The sequence below is a fragment of the Ruegeria sp. CK2 genome (genome assembly GCF_056536585.1).
In genome coordinates, this window is record NZ_JBQFPW010000001.1 from 605,051 (window position 1) to 618,849 (window position 13,799).

The following is a 13,799-nucleotide window of genomic DNA, read 5'->3' on the forward strand; positions in this document are numbered from 1 at the left end:
ATGAGCAATAACAGTGCAGATGCAATTGTCGTCGGTGGCGGCCTGGCCGGTTTGGCAGCCGCAGCAGAATTGGGGGACCGGGGCAAAAAGGTAATCATCGTCGATCAGGAGCCCGAGCATTTTCTGGGCGGTCAGGCGTTCTGGAGCCTGGGCGGGTTGTTCATGGTCGACACACCAGAACAACGCAGAATGGGCATCAAAGACAGTCACGATCTTGCTCTTCGTGATTGGATGGGCAGTGCGCAATTTGATCGGGAGGATGACACGTGGCCCCAGAGATGGGCTGAAGCATATGTTGAATTCGCAGCTGGTGAGATGCGCCCGTGGCTGCATGAGATGGGAGTGCGCTGGTTTCCGGTTGTTGGTTGGGCTGAGCGCGGCGGATCTTATGCCAACGGGCATGGAAACTCGGTCCCGCGTTTTCACATCACCTGGGGCACTGGACCGGGAATTCTCGAGCATTTCATTCGCCGGGTGCAGGAACATGTCAGCGCGGGTTTGATCCAGCTGAAGTTCCGCCATCAGGTCAGCCACCTCATCGTACAGAATGGCACTGCCAAGGGGGTCTCGGGTGAGGTTCTGGCCGATGACGCTGCCCAGCGCGGTGAAAAGACCAACCGCGACGAGGTCGGAGAGTTCGAAGTCTACGCCCCGTCGATCATCGTCACGTCAGGTGGGATTGGCGGCAATTTTGAAATGGTGCGCAAAAACTGGCCACGCGACCGGCTGGGCGCGCCACCCAAGGACATGGTGGCGGGCGTTCCCTTCCACGTAGATGGCCGAATGATCCCGATCAGTGAAAAGGCGGGCGGCCATGTGATCAATGGCGACCGGATGTGGCATTATACCGAGGGCGTCAAAAACTGGGATCCGATCTGGCCCGACCATGGCATTCGTATCCTGCCCGGGCCAAGCTCGATGTGGTTTGACGCAACAGGCAAGCGACTGGAGCCGCCCTGCCTACCGGGGTTTGACACACTCGGGACCCTGCGGGAGATTCTCAAAACGGGCTATGAATACAGCTGGTTTGTCCTGACCCAGAAAGTGATCAAGAAAGAATTCGCTTTGTCGGGGTCGGAACAAAATCCGGACTTTACGTCGGGCAGTTGGAAAGAGGTCATCCGCCAACGCATACTCTCAGGCTCCAAAGCGACGGCCCCGGTCGAGGCTTTCAAGGAGAAGGGTGAAGATTTCGTAGTGGCGAACACACTGACTGAACTTGTCGGTGGTATGAACCAACTTGGCGGTGGCCTGATCGACGAAAGCCATTTGCGCGCCCAGATCGAGGCCAGGGATTCTCAGGTCGACAATCCGTTTTCCAAAGATGCGCAGATGATGGCGATCCTTGCCGCGCGAAACTATCGTGGCGACAAGCTGATCCGCACCGCGAAACCCCACAAATTCCTGGATCCGTCCAACGGGCCGCTGATCGCGGTGAAACTGCATGTTTTGACGCGCAAGACGCTTGGCGGTCTGCAAACCAACCTCGACAGTCAGATGATCGGCGCCGACGGGAAGGTCGTACCAGGCCTGTTCGCAGCGGGCGAAGTCGCGGGCTTCGGCGGCGGTGGCTATCACGGCTACAACGCGCTGGAGGGGACATTCCTGGGCGGTTGCATTTTCTCGGGACGCAATGCGGGACGATCACGGGCTGTTGCCTGACATGTGCTACTGCTTGCGTAAAAACTCAACGACCGGCTCGCCATTGGCATCCAACAGAGCCAGTGCATTTCCCTGCGCTGCATAGGTGGTGACGCGCTGCAACCCTTTAAAGAACTGCCGTTCAACCTCGTCCAGTGGCGATGGGCAGGCCATTAGGGTAGCGGCCATGTTTTCCGGGAACTCGATCCGATTGCCCGAAATCTCGGCCGTACCGCTAAAGCGATTGCAGCCTCCGGACCCGGAAAACGCGCCGCCTGACGCAAATGAAAGCTCAGGCCGACGATCAGTTTCAATCGGCGCGCCATCCAACAAAACAGCAGTCCAATCTGTGTTTTCCAGCACAGCATCCTGTTGGGCCTGAACCAAAATCAGGTCAGCGGAGTTCGCCGCCCCGTTCGTGAGCACCGGATAAGCCGTATCCGTGGTGAACAGCAGGTTTTGACCCTGCGTGATCGAAGCCCTGACGACGAAGCTGTGATTGTCCTGTATCAATGTGTCGTCATAGGTCAGTTCAAACCCGACAGGCACGCCATCGATCGCATATCGTTGTGCTGAAAGAGTTAAGGCAGGTGCGTCGGCCATCGATACATCCTGAAGCTCAACAAACAAAGTCGCGTCAGGTGGAACGGCGATCCGCTCGCGGTAGGTGGCCGACCCTTCGACCGTTCCGGCAAAGGTCGCGCTGGCGAGCGTGGCCAGAATTGCGACGCTGGCCAGTATTGAATGACGGGTTCCGAGCATGTTCAAATCTCCTCAGTCAATCACATCTAAAAGATCGTGCCTGATCGAACTTATGCAAGACGTTCACCAACCCAGCGGCAGGTCTGTGCCGAACTTACAAAGGCCAGATCAGTGGGATCAACAACGAAGCTAGCAACCCAACACTCAGGTTCAGTGGAATTCCAACCTTCATGAAATCGGTGAACCTGTAGCCACCGGGTCCGTAGACCATCATGTTGGTCTGGTACCCTATTGGTGTGGCGAACGAGGCAGACGCAGCCACCATCACCGCCACCACCAATGGTCGCGGATCAATGCCGACAGCTTGGGCCAACCCGATCGCAATTGGTGTTACCACAACAGCAACCGCGTTGTTGGAAACCAGTTCGGTCAAGACTGACGTCAGCAGATAAACGGCCCAGATGATCAGGAACGGTGGCAGGGTGCTAAGACCCGGTGCGATGGCCTCGACGATCAATGACACAGCGCCGGAACTGTCCAAAGCCGCACCAATTGCCAGCATTGAAAAGATGAGGGCAAGCAGGCGCCCCTCGACAAACGAAAAAGCCTCGTCCGCGTCAATGCAGCGGGTCAAAAGAACCACGGCAACAGCCAAAATCGACAGCAGCAGGATCGGCGCCACGCCCAGCGCCGCCAATGCGACAATTCCAAAAAGCGCGGCAATAGCGATAGGGGCATGGCTGCGCCGGAACGCCCGTGCCGAAGGTTGGGTCACGTCGACCATGTCCATGTCGGCGGCCAGCTTTTGAATATCCGCGGGCGATCCTTCCAACAGCAAAGTGTCCCCGACCCGGACGACCAGATCCTCCAACTGACGACCAATATTTTGATTGCGGCGATGAACGGCTAGTACGTAGACACCGTACCGGCGCCGCAGTCGCATGGCGCCTAAAGTACGGCCCACCATGCGGCAACCGGGCGTTATCAGAACTTCAACCGTTTTGGTTTCCACCGCGGAGACCTGATCGACCCGTTTCAGTTCCTTGTTGCTCTGAAGGCTTAACAACTCGGTCATCTGGGTACGCAATACCACCCGGTCTCCCAATTGCAGTGCAACACCTTTTAGGTTGCGCCGCAGGGATTCATCCCCCCGGATGACGTCGATCAGGCGAACGCCGGGACGTTTGAACAGTTGCACGCCCGTGACCTCCCGGCCAATCAGGTTGCTTTCTGGTGGGATGACCGCCTCGGTGAAAAACTTCATCTTTGACCGATCGCTGAGCATCGATGCCATACTGTCACGCTCGGGCAGCAAGCGCGGCGCGATGAACCGTAGGTAAAACATGCCGTAAATCACCAGGGCGATGCCCAGCGGCGTGACCTCGAAGATCGTGAATGGTGTCATGCCCTGTGACCGGGCCACACCGTCCACCAGCAGGTTGGTTGACGTGCCGATCAGTGTCAGGGTTCCCCCCAGAATGGCTGCATAGCTGAGCGGGATCAGCAGTTTCGAGGCCGGAACATTCAGTGTCCGCGCGATTTGAATGAAAACCGGGATCATCACAACCACGACCGGCGTGTTTGACACCACGGCCGAGGCCAGAATCACAAAGCCCATCAGCAATGCGATGGCGATCTTTGGGGACACCTGCGCCTGTCTCTGGGCCACTGATGTGAAAGCATCCAGCGCGCCGGTCCTCACCAAAGCGCCCATGATGATAAACATCGCGGCAATCGTCCAGGGAGCTGGATTAGACAGAACGATCAACGCGTTCTGGTAAGGGAGTATCCCGGTAACCAGCATCAGAGCCACGCCACCGATGGCCACAACCTCGGTCGGATAGACCTCGCGCAGGAACATGACGAACATACCCGCAACAATCATGAGCGCAAGAATCGCGCTGCCTGTGTCTGTCAGTGAAAGGAATTGCATTCGTGGTATTCTATCTGAACCCTGGCCCAAGCGCCTGACCAACAGTTTCACGCATTGCGTGCAACAGGGCAAGCCCGACGTCTCTTTTAAGGGCCTGCCTGTTCCAGACGTCCACCCACGCGCACCATGCGCACCGATTTGGCCTGACCGGTGCGGTCGTCGGTGTCTACAAACACTCCGCTTAGGGTGGCCTCGCCATTGGCCGGTGTAAACCGCGTCTTGGGCATGCCGGTGATGAATCGACGCAGCGGTTCCTGTTTGTCCATGCCGATCACCGAGTCGTAGTCACCGCACATACCGGCATCGGTCAAATACCCTGTTCCTTGGGGCAGAACTTGAGAATCCGCCGTTGGGATATGCGTGTGCGTTCCCACGACAAGGCTGGCACGCCCATCGCAATAATGGCCCATCGCCATTTTTTCCGAGGTCGCCTCGCAGTGCATATCGACAATGATCGCCTGCGCCTGCCCGCCACGCGGGTGGGATTTCAGGATAGGTTCGATGGCCGAGAACGGATCATCGAAGGGGCGCTTCATGAACACCTGCCCAAGCACCTGAACCACCAGCACCTTACGACCTCCGGGCGCTGTGAACAGCCGATGCCCCCGTCCGGGCGCTCCCTTAGCAAAATTCACCGGGCGCACGATACGCTGTTCTTTTTCGATGAATTGCAGCATGTCTTTCTGGTCAAAAGCATGATCGCCTAAGGTTACGCAATCAGCCCCGGCATCCAACAGCAGCTTGGCGTGATCACCGGTCAGGCCCATCCCGTTCGAGGCATTTTCACCGTTGACCACAACAAAATCCAAACGCCACTCGTCGCGAAGACGCGGCAAGTGCGCTTGAATGGCCGCGCGTCCAGCACGACCCATGACATCACCCAGAAACAAAATTCTCATATTCCGGGTCGTAGGGGCTGCGCACGGCAATAACAAGGCGGAACCGTGCAAATTACGGGCCTCGGCGCAGTCTTGCAATCACATGCGAAGATGCCAATCTGAAACGCAGCAATTTTGTTCACGGAGAATTTCATGAAACCCCTTGCCGTAACCGCGATCGCCGCTTTTGCCACCACCGGTGCCTGGGCGCAGGCGACGACCAAGACAACGATGGCCAACCCCGCGGCCACGTTTTGCGTCGAAAACGATGGAGAGTATCAGATTCGAAAAAACTCAGACGGCAGCGAGTACGGTGTCTGCATCCTGAAAGACGGCACCGAGGTCGATGCCTGGGACTACCTGCGCAGCCATTTCGAAAACCAATAGGGTTAGAAAGTAAGCACTCGGCTTTCTGTGACAACCATGTTCAGCGGCTGATCCGTTGGCTCAAGCGGTAGGTTTTCGGCCTCTTGAGCGTCGAAGGCAAAGCCAATGGCTAGCGTAGGGCGTTTGGTGCGCAAACCTTCCAATGTACGATCATAGAAGCCGCCACCATAGCCCAGCCTGCCTCCTTGCGCGTCAAATGCAACCAGCGGCACGATCAGAATTTCAGGATCGAAGTAATCATCAATTTCAGGTATTTTCGCCCCGAAGGGACCGTCCTTCAGTATGCCTTCGGGCGACCAGCGGGAAAACTTCAGCGGCTGTCCGGCCGCCTGAATCACTGGCACACCCACGGGCCCATAGGCTATGGCCTCGGACATAGCCGGTAGCGGATCAATTTCGGTCCTGATGGGCATGTATCCCGACAACGGCACACCCCGGTACCCGGCCAGAACTTCGGACAAACGTCCCGCTGCGCCCGCTGGGCGCGTGTCGAAAGCTCCTTTGCGGCGGGCAAACGCCACCTTGCGTGCGACGGCTTTGATTTCGGTCAGATCGGTCACAAAAGCACCACGCTGGCAAGTCCCAAGAAGATGAAGAACCCCATGACATCGGTGGTCGTGGTCACGAAGGTTCCAGACGCCAGCGCCGGGTCAACACCCAAACGGTCCAGCACCACAGGTACTACCGTACCGGCAAAACCCGCGATGATCATGTTCACGACCAAAGCCGACCCAATCACGACCCCCAACAACGGAGAGCCAAACCAAAGCATGCCGACAGTTCCAAGAACGATGGCAAAACACAGCCCGTTCAGCATGCCCACCAGAAGCTCGCGCCGGATCACCCGCATGACGTTCGCGCCCGTCAGATCGCGCGTGGCCAAGGCACGCACTGCGACTGTCAGGGATTGCGTGCCCGCATTCCCGCCCATCGACGCCACGATTGGCATCAAAATGGCAAGTGCGACCAGTTGATCAATCGCTGCTTCAAATTGCGAGATCACCAGCGACGCACAAATGGATGTGCACAGGTTAACCGCCAACCAAGGTAGACGCCGCCGACTGGTGGCAGCAACACTGTCAGACAGAGAGCTTTCGTTGCTGACACCCGCCAGGCGCAAGATGTCTTCTTCGTGCTCCTCATCCAGAACAACCATCGCGTCGTCGATCGTGATCACGCCAACCAGGCGGCCATCCGCATCTACCACAGGGGCCGAGATCAGGTGGTACTGGTTGAATGCATAGGCCACATCCTCTTCGTCCTGATCGACGGGGATGGTGTGAAATTCCTCTTCTGCGATATCGTGAAGGGGCACTTCGCGCCGCGTGGCCATCAGCATGCCTAAGGTCACTTGGGCGACGGGTTTCAGCCGCGGGTCCACCAGAACAATATGGTAGAACTGGTCAGGCAGGTCATCATTGGCGCGCATGAAGTCAATGGCTTGTCCAACCGACCAATGCTCGGGCGCCATAACCACTTCGCGCTGCATAAGACGACCGGCAGAATTTTCGGGATAGGCCAGCGCCTGTTCCGCGGCAACCCGTTCGGCATCCGCAAGCGCATCCAGAATCGTTTCTTGCTGCGGTTCCTCAAGATCTTCCAGCAGGTCAACGACATCATCGCTTTCCATGTCCCGAACCGCCTCGGCCAGAACATCCGGGTTAAGGACATTGATGATTTCTTCGCGAACGGCTTCATCCAGTTCTGACAGGATGTCCCCGTCAAAATCCTTGTCATACAATCGGATCAAACGAGCCCGATCGTATGGGTTGATCTGTTCAAGAAGGTCGGCGATGTCGGCCGGGTGCAACGGCTCCATCAGCTCGATCAGCTTGTCGCGATCTTCCACGTCCAAGGTGTACAGAATGGTCGCCACGGTCTTGCGATCCAGCGCATAGACGTCTTCGTCCCGGGGCTGATCAGGTTTGGCTTCGTCAATGCCTGTCGTCATGCGCTGCCCCTCTTTCACGGCGATTGGCCCTTAAATAGAAGAAGCAGCTACCGGAAAACAATGACAATGCTCAGATTTACCCGCATCTTTCCCCCGCTTATGCTGCAGAGCGGTCCAAAACACTTGGAGATTAGGGCAAATGGCGCACAAGACGCTTTTGAAAGGGCGGGTATTGAGTTTTGACGGATCACCCTTCGAGGGTGAGCCGACCGATGCAACCCGCCTTAACGAAGCAGTTTTGGTTCAGGACGGGCACATTGCGGAACTCGGGACAGCTGACAGTCTGATCCGGTCGTATCCCGAGGCCGAGGTCAGAGATCATGGTGACCACCTGATCATGGCCGGTTTCGTCGACCCCCACGTGCACTATCCGCAAACCGCCATGATCGCCAGCTGGGGCAAGCGCCTGATCGACTGGTTGAACACTTACACCTTCCCAGAAGAGATGAAATTCGGCGATATCGACTATGCAAAGGAAGTTGCCAATCGCTATCTCGACCTCACAACGGCACATGGCACGACGACGATGTGCAGTTTTTGCACGATTCATCCCGAGAGCGTTGACGCATTCTTTGGTGCCGCGCAAGAACGCGGGCAACGCGTTGTGGCTGGCAAAACCTGTATGGATCGCAATGCGCCCGACGGGCTGCGCGATTCCGCGCAAACGGCCTATGACCAGTCCGCAGCCCTGCTGGAGAAATGGCACGGTGTTGACCGCCTGTCCTACGCGATCACGCCACGGTTTTCGCCGACATCCACACCGGAACAACTGGAAGCCATGGGTGCCCTTTGGGCAGAGCATCCGCATTGCCTGATGCAAACGCATCTAAGCGAACAGACCGACGAGATTGAATGGGTCCGATCCTTGTTCCCGGATGCACGTGATTACCTGGACACGTATGAGAAGTTCGGTCTTTTGGGTCAGAACGGTGTCTACGGCCATGTCATCCATTTGGAAGACCGCGAACGCCATCGGCTGCGTGAGGTAGAAGCCGCGCTGGTCCATTGTCCGACATCGAACACATTCATCGGTTCTGGCCTCTTTGACATGAACGGACTGATTGCCGATGGCCATCGGATCGGTCTGGCCACTGATACCGGCGGCGGGTCAAGCTTTTCGATGTTGCGCACAATGGCGTCTGCCTATGAAGTCGGCCAGTTGCGCGGGCGCCCGCTGCACCCGGCCCAACTGCTTTGGCTGGGAACAGTCGGATCCGCCCGAACTTTGCGGATGGGCGGGAGCATAGGCAACATCGTTCCGGGGATGGAGGCGGATCTGGTCGTGCTGGACTTGGCTTCGAACCCTGCCATTGCACAGCGCGAAGCCCACGCCAATGACATTTGGGAAGCTGTTTTCCCGACCATCATGATGGGCGATGACCGGGCAGTCTCCGAGGTTTGGATCGGCGGGAAACGGGCCGCCTAGTCCCGCAGCGCCCGCGCAAGGGCATTCTGACGCTCGATGACCCTTGGCAGATCGATGGTTGTCAGATGTCCGTCGCGAACAATCTGGCGCCCTTCGACAAACAGGTGGCGAACGCGCGTCGGACCTGCCAAAAGCAAAGCGGCAGGGTCCCAGCTGCCTGCGCTTTCAACGCAGCGCGTATCCCAAACGGCGATATCAGCGCGTTTGCCGGGCATCAGGCGACCGCAATCGGGGCGACCGAGCACATCTGCGCCACCTCGTGTCGCGATCTCAAGGGCTTCGCGGACCGACATGGCATCCGCCCCGTTCGCGACGCGCTGCAACAACATGGCCTGTCGCGCCTCAGCCATCAGGTTGCCGATGTCATTGCTGGCAGAACCGTCGACACCAAGGCCAACCTGTACGCCGCAGTCCCGCATGGCTCGCACCGGGGCGATACCTGACCCCAAACGACAATTCGAACAGGGGCAATGGGCAACACCGGTTCTGGTCCTGGCAAACAGATCAATTTCAGCCCCATCCAGCTTGACGCAATGTGCGTGCCAGACATCCTGACCCGTCCACCCCAGATCTTCGGCATACTGGCCCGGACGACAGCCAAATTGAGCCTTGGAATAGGCGATATCTTCGTCGTTCTCGGCCAGATGTGTGTGCAACATCACGCCTTTGTCCCGCGCCAGCAACGCCGTGTCCCGCATCAGGTCGCGACTAACCGAGAACGGCGAACAGGGTGCCAACCCCACACGGCACATGGACCCTTCACGAGGATCATGAAACGCGTCCACAACACGAATCATGTCGTTCAGGATATCACTTTCGGCCTCGGCCAGACTGTCTGGAGGCAGACCGCCGTCGCTCTCGCCAATACTCATCGCGCCGCGTGTGGGATGAAACCTTAGGCCCAGCTCGGAAGCAGCCGCAATGGTATCCTCCAATCGTGACCCATTTGGGTACAGATATAGATGGTCCGAACTGAGCGTGCATCCGGACAAGGCCAGTTCCGCCAACCCGATCTGAGCCGACGTAAACATCTCATCCGGGCCGAACCGCGCCCATATCGGATAGAGGGTCTGCAGCCATCCAAACAGCAACGCATCCTGTCCCCCTGGGACGGCTCGAGTCAGTGTTTGATAAAGATGGTGATGGGTATTCACCAGACCTGGTGTCACAACACAGCCTGACGCATCATGGACCTCACCGGTCGTCGCCAATCCGTGACCGATCTGAACGATCTGGCCGCTGTCAATCAAGATGTCTGCACCGGACAATTCGCGCCGTTTGTCGTCCATTGTTAAAACGGAATCAGCGTTTTTGATCAGAAATTCGGTCATACGGGCCCTCCTGCATATGCCCGTCTCATGCAAGGAGTGCGAAAGCTGGTGGAAAACGGGCGCAAGAACCAGCTTGGACTGATGTACCTGCCTACAGGCGCTGCGGCAACAGAATTCAGTAGCGGCGCAAGATATCCAGCGCGGCAGCGTGAATCTCGGGGTTGGCCGCTGCCAATACCCGACCGCCATTATGTGCCGGGCCACCTTGCCAGTCTGTTACGATCCCGCCCGCCGCATGAATGACTGCAATAGGTGCCTGAATATCATAGGCGTTCAAACCGGCCTCGATCACCAGGTCTGCCTGACCCGCCGCAACCAGTGCATAGGCGTAACAATCCATTCCGTATCGCGTCAGTTGAACCTGTTCGGCGACGGCGCGAAACCCTGCGGCGTCTTCCGATGTGCCAACCTCCGGAAAAGTCGTAAACAACATCGCTTGATCTAAGGCCTTTGTCGCACGCGTTTTCAGTGTGCTGGCACCCAACGGACCGGTGACTTGCGCGATCTCTGGCGTGCCTATAAAACGCTCGCCGATATAGGGCTGATCAATCACACCCAAAACTGGCCCGTCCCGAGCGCTAAGTGCAATCAAGACACCCCAAGTTGGTGTGCCGCTGATAAATCCACGGGTGCCATCGATTGGGTCTAAAACCCAGGTACGTCCGCTGACGCCTTCGGTGTGGCCGAATTCTTCGCCGAAAATACCGTCATCGGGGCAATGGCGGGACAGCACATCTCGCATCGCCTTCTCTGCCGCACGATCCGCAATCGTTACCGGATCAAAGCCTTCGGCCAGTTTGTTGGATGTTTCGAGATTTCCTTGCCGGAAATACGGAAGAATGGCCGCGCGCGCTGCGTCGGCCATTTCCTCGGCGATTTCAATATCACTTACCTGGGTCGTCCGCATGCAGCAGAGGTGCGATTAACGCCCCAGATAGTCAAGCGGGATTTATCAGGCGACGTCGCTTAGAACGCGAGCCAACTCGAACAGACGACGGCGCTGGTTTTCCGGGATCGCATAGTAAGAGCGCACCAAATCCAGAGCTTCTTTGTCACCCATCAAGTCCACAGGGACGGACTTTTTGTCTGCCTCGTCCTTTTGGGTTTCTTCCAAACCCTCAAAAAAGAAGCTGACCGGTACATCCAATGTCTCGGCGATGTCCCAAAGGCGAGACGCGCTGATTCGATTGGCACCCGTTTCGTATTTCTGAATCTGTTGAAACTTAATACCAACCTGCTGCGCCAACTGCTGTTGGGTCATCCCAATCAGCCAGCGGCGATGCCGAACGCGCTTGCCCACATGGACATCGACGTGATGAGTCATTGGTATTCTCCTCTACTACACAAACATCTGAAAGGGATCGCGCGACGACCGTGATCGCATCATTAGCGTGCCAGTCTTAAGCACTCACTAATCCGGATCGTGCCTTCCCCCGAAACAGCACTAGGCGCCTATATTGCTGCTTTTTGACTTTTTTTCAAGCTGGTTGAGTCATCAACACCGCACAGTGGTTTATGGTTGTGTCGTTTTGAGACACAATCACTTCAAATCGCACCTGTCGTTGCCGACTCAGTTCGCCTATGCGTTTCACTTTGCCGCAAGGGTCAAGTTATTGACAATGTTGGCTCAGCGCGAACGTATATGCGAAAAGCGCCGAAGGGTTCTCTATGCTGGCTTATCGCATTCAATCTAATGGGTCCGCGGCCCAACTGTGCCATGTGGACATTCCCGCGCCTAAGGCAGGTCAGGTTAGGATTGCGATCAAGGCCTGTGGACTGAATTTTGCTGACCTCTTGATGCAGAAGGGCACGTATCAAGATACGCCTGAGCCTCCGTTCACGTTGGGCATGGAAATTGCCGGAGTGGTGGACGGCGTTGGTGCCGGGGTCTCACACCTGGAATGCGGGGACCGGGTCGCAGTCTATTCCGGTCAGGATGGGTTGGCAGAATACGGCGTCTTCGATGCTGATCGTGCAATTGCCTTGCCCTCGTCCACCGGCTTTGAAGATGCCGCAGCCATTCAGATCGCTTATGGCACCAGCCATATCGCGCTGGATCACCGGGCCAGATTACAACCGGGCGAGACGCTGCTTGTCACTGGCGCCGCCGGTGGCGTCGGCCTCACCGCAGTGGAAATCGGAAAACTGATGGGCGCCACCGTGATCGCGCAGGCACGCGGCGAAGACAAGCTAGCCGTTGCCCAGACCGCCGGGGCAGATCATCTAATAGACGCGTCCGAAAACCTGCGCGACAGGGTCAGGGCGTTGGGCGGGGCGGATGTTGTTTATGACGCCATCGGCGGTGACGTGTTCAAAGCCGCGTTTCGCGCCACAAATCCCGAGGGGCGTTTGCTGCCGATTGGGTTTGCCGGCGGGGACGTCCCGCAGATCCCTGCCAATCACCTCTTGGTCAAGAACTTGACGGTGATCGGCTTTTACATCGGCGGCTATCTGAGATTCCGCCCCGAGATCGTGCGCGACAGTTTCAATACCCTGTTCCGGTGGCACGCAGAGGGAAGGATTAAACCGCACATCAGCCATGTCCTGCCTTTGCAGGACGTGGAAAACGGTATGCGGTTGCTTAGAGAGCGGAAATCGACAGGAAAGATTGTTATCAAACCCTGAACACGTCTATCCGGCTACGGCCCTTAACGGGCTGCCACCCAGCATGCGGAAATTCTGCCGCACTAAGGCAGCTAGCGCCTCGACCACCGGGTCACGACCAGCTTCGCCACCGTATAAATTGATCATGTGTGCGGGCAGTTCAGGCAAGACACCCCCTGTTTCTATCTGCTCCAGGTGTGCAGCCTCTGTGCCATCCAACATCGCGTGTACCGCTAGATCCGCGCTGACAGTGGCTTCTATCGTACGGTCGTTTTCAGTCTCGACTGAAAGCTCCCAAGGAATTCCGGCGGCATCCAGTGCGGAAATCACCTGCGGTCTGAACAGGCAGCGCCGCCCTAGCGCCAAAGGCAGCGGCCGTTTGCGCCAGGCTGACCCGCCCGGGGCACCGATCCAGCGCAACGGCAGCTCAGCAATTGTCTCAGCCCCATCGGCAATTGACGGTTCGGTCGTCAGGATCACATCGCATTCGCCGCGCTTGTACATGTCCTTCAACTGCAGTGAATAGGACGAAACCAGCTGCACCCTGACCCGTGGGAAATCCGCGTTGAAGCGCTGTAGAACACGCGGAATAGCCGGATAGACAATATCATGCGGCACTCCGAGGATGACCTCGCCTTCAAACGCCTGATCGGTAAGTTTGGAAATCACCTCATCATTTAACGCAGTCATCCGACGGGCATAGGCCAACAACTGTTCTCCAGACGCGGTCAGAGCAATTGTTCGTCCGCTGCGATCCAGCAATTCAAGGCCCAGCAGTTCCTCCAGACGCTTAAGTTGCATCGAAACCGCTGATTGCGTCAGGTGCAAAAACCCGGCTGCCCGAGTGACGCCGCCTTGATCCGCCACCGCCACGAAAGATCGCAGTGTGGTTATGTCCAGATTTCGCATCTTCACGATTCCTTATGGGTTACATCATAAATATTCG

Annotated in this window: 13 protein-coding genes; 4 read left to right on the forward strand and 9 right to left on the reverse strand. The window is 57.3% G+C overall.

What is annotated here, in order from left to right; genetic code table 11:
• Positions 1 to 1,662, forward strand: a complete 1,662-nt coding sequence (locus ACR0BU_RS02970) for an FAD-binding dehydrogenase (RefSeq protein WP_480734843.1) — start codon at positions 1 to 3, stop codon at positions 1,660 to 1,662.
• 6 nt (positions 1,663 to 1,668) lie between these two features.
• Here the strand turns inward: ACR0BU_RS02970 and ACR0BU_RS02975 are convergent, their stop codons facing one another.
• From ACR0BU_RS02975 to ACR0BU_RS02985, 3 genes are all read right to left on the reverse strand, one after another.
• Positions 1,669 to 2,403 (reverse strand): YbaY family lipoprotein, encoded by a 735-nt coding sequence (locus ACR0BU_RS02975; RefSeq protein WP_480734842.1) that lies wholly within the window; start codon positions 2,401 to 2,403, stop codon positions 1,669 to 1,671.
• A 94-nt stretch (positions 2,404 to 2,497) separates the two neighbouring features.
• Positions 2,498 to 4,276, reverse strand: coding sequence for an SLC13 family permease (locus tag ACR0BU_RS02980; protein ID WP_480734841.1), 1,779 nt, complete (start codon positions 4,274 to 4,276; stop codon positions 2,498 to 2,500).
• A gap of 86 nt (positions 4,277 to 4,362) precedes the next feature.
• Complete coding sequence (locus tag ACR0BU_RS02985) at positions 4,363 to 5,175, reverse strand: TIGR00282 family metallophosphoesterase (protein WP_480734840.1); 813 nt, start codon at positions 5,173 to 5,175, stop codon at positions 4,363 to 4,365.
• A gap of 132 nt (positions 5,176 to 5,307) precedes the next feature.
• Between ACR0BU_RS02985 and ACR0BU_RS02990 the strand changes: the two genes are divergently transcribed.
• Positions 5,308 to 5,541: a putative hemolysin gene (locus ACR0BU_RS02990; RefSeq protein WP_298933365.1), complete on the forward strand. Its 234-nt coding sequence runs from the start codon at positions 5,308 to 5,310 to the stop codon at positions 5,539 to 5,541.
• A gap of 2 nt (positions 5,542 to 5,543) precedes the next feature.
• Here the strand turns inward: ACR0BU_RS02990 and ACR0BU_RS02995 are convergent, their stop codons facing one another.
• Together ACR0BU_RS02995 and mgtE are read right to left on the reverse strand one after the other, a co-directional pair.
• The gene (locus tag ACR0BU_RS02995; RefSeq protein WP_299885836.1) at positions 5,544 to 6,101 is read right to left on the reverse strand and encodes a 5-formyltetrahydrofolate cyclo-ligase; all 558 of its coding nucleotides are present in this window, start codon (positions 6,099 to 6,101) and stop codon (positions 5,544 to 5,546) included.
• On the reverse strand, positions 6,098 to 7,492 hold the full coding sequence (gene mgtE, locus ACR0BU_RS03000; protein WP_480734838.1) for a magnesium transporter: 1,395 nt from the start codon (positions 7,490 to 7,492) through the stop codon (positions 6,098 to 6,100). The genes ACR0BU_RS02995 and mgtE overlap by 4 nt, the downstream gene beginning before the upstream one ends.
• Before the next feature lie 139 nt (positions 7,493 to 7,631).
• Between mgtE and guaD the strand changes: the two genes are divergently transcribed.
• Positions 7,632 to 8,918, forward strand: coding sequence for a guanine deaminase (gene guaD / locus ACR0BU_RS03005; RefSeq protein WP_480734837.1), 1,287 nt, complete (start codon positions 7,632 to 7,634; stop codon positions 8,916 to 8,918).
• Here guaD and ACR0BU_RS03010 read toward each other — a convergent pair.
• From ACR0BU_RS03010 to ACR0BU_RS03020, 3 genes are all read right to left on the reverse strand, one after another.
• Complete coding sequence (locus ACR0BU_RS03010) at positions 8,915 to 10,249, reverse strand: 8-oxoguanine deaminase (RefSeq protein WP_480734836.1); 1,335 nt, start codon at positions 10,247 to 10,249, stop codon at positions 8,915 to 8,917. The genes guaD and ACR0BU_RS03010 overlap by 4 nt on opposite strands.
• Positions 10,250 to 10,364: 115 nt before the next feature.
• A complete protein-coding gene (hisN, locus tag ACR0BU_RS03015; RefSeq protein ID WP_480734835.1) occupies positions 10,365 to 11,156 on the reverse strand; it encodes a histidinol-phosphatase in 792 nt (263 codons plus the stop codon).
• 45 nt (positions 11,157 to 11,201) lie between these two features.
• Positions 11,202 to 11,573 (reverse strand): helix-turn-helix domain-containing protein, encoded by a 372-nt coding sequence (locus ACR0BU_RS03020; protein ID WP_298933377.1) that lies wholly within the window; start codon positions 11,571 to 11,573, stop codon positions 11,202 to 11,204.
• Between the two features lie 344 nt (positions 11,574 to 11,917).
• Here ACR0BU_RS03020 and ACR0BU_RS03025 point away from each other — a divergent pair, with 344 nt between their 5' ends.
• The gene (locus ACR0BU_RS03025; protein WP_480734833.1) at positions 11,918 to 12,874 is read left to right on the forward strand and encodes an NADPH:quinone oxidoreductase family protein; all 957 of its coding nucleotides are present in this window, start codon (positions 11,918 to 11,920) and stop codon (positions 12,872 to 12,874) included.
• Positions 12,875 to 12,880: 6 nt separating this feature from the next.
• On the opposite strand, the gene ACR0BU_RS03030 is transcribed toward ACR0BU_RS03025, so the two are convergent.
• On the reverse strand, positions 12,881 to 13,762 hold the full coding sequence (locus ACR0BU_RS03030) for a LysR family transcriptional regulator (RefSeq protein ID WP_480734832.1): 882 nt from the start codon (positions 13,760 to 13,762) through the stop codon (positions 12,881 to 12,883).
• Positions 13,763 to 13,799 lie beyond the last annotated feature (37 nt).

Excerpts from the sequence above, each read along its gene's own strand:
- ACR0BU_RS02970 (WP_480734843.1), top strand. The coding sequence starts at position 1 with ATGAGCAATAACAGTGCAGATGCAATTGTCGTCGGTGGCGGCCTGGCC.
- ACR0BU_RS02975 (WP_480734842.1), bottom strand. The coding sequence starts at position 2,403 with ATGCTCGGAACCCGTCATTCAATACTGGCCAGCGTCGCAATTCTGGCC.
- ACR0BU_RS02980 (WP_480734841.1), bottom strand. The coding sequence starts at position 4,276 with ATGCAATTCCTTTCACTGACAGACACAGGCAGCGCGATTCTTGCGCTC.
- ACR0BU_RS02985 (WP_480734840.1), bottom strand. The coding sequence starts at position 5,175 with ATGAGAATTTTGTTTCTGGGTGATGTCATGGGTCGTGCTGGACGCGCG.
- ACR0BU_RS02990 (WP_298933365.1), top strand. The coding sequence starts at position 5,308 with ATGAAACCCCTTGCCGTAACCGCGATCGCCGCTTTTGCCACCACCGGT.
- mgtE (WP_480734838.1), bottom strand. The coding sequence starts at position 7,492 with ATGACGACAGGCATTGACGAAGCCAAACCTGATCAGCCCCGGGACGAA.
- guaD (WP_480734837.1), top strand. The coding sequence starts at position 7,632 with ATGGCGCACAAGACGCTTTTGAAAGGGCGGGTATTGAGTTTTGACGGA.
- ACR0BU_RS03010 (WP_480734836.1), bottom strand. The coding sequence starts at position 10,249 with ATGACCGAATTTCTGATCAAAAACGCTGATTCCGTTTTAACAATGGAC.
- hisN (WP_480734835.1), bottom strand. The coding sequence starts at position 11,156 with ATGCGGACGACCCAGGTAAGTGATATTGAAATCGCCGAGGAAATGGCC.
- ACR0BU_RS03020 (WP_298933377.1), bottom strand. The coding sequence starts at position 11,573 with ATGACTCATCACGTCGATGTCCATGTGGGCAAGCGCGTTCGGCATCGC.
- ACR0BU_RS03025 (WP_480734833.1), top strand. The coding sequence starts at position 11,918 with ATGCTGGCTTATCGCATTCAATCTAATGGGTCCGCGGCCCAACTGTGC.
- ACR0BU_RS03030 (WP_480734832.1), bottom strand. The coding sequence starts at position 13,762 with ATGCGAAATCTGGACATAACCACACTGCGATCTTTCGTGGCGGTGGCG.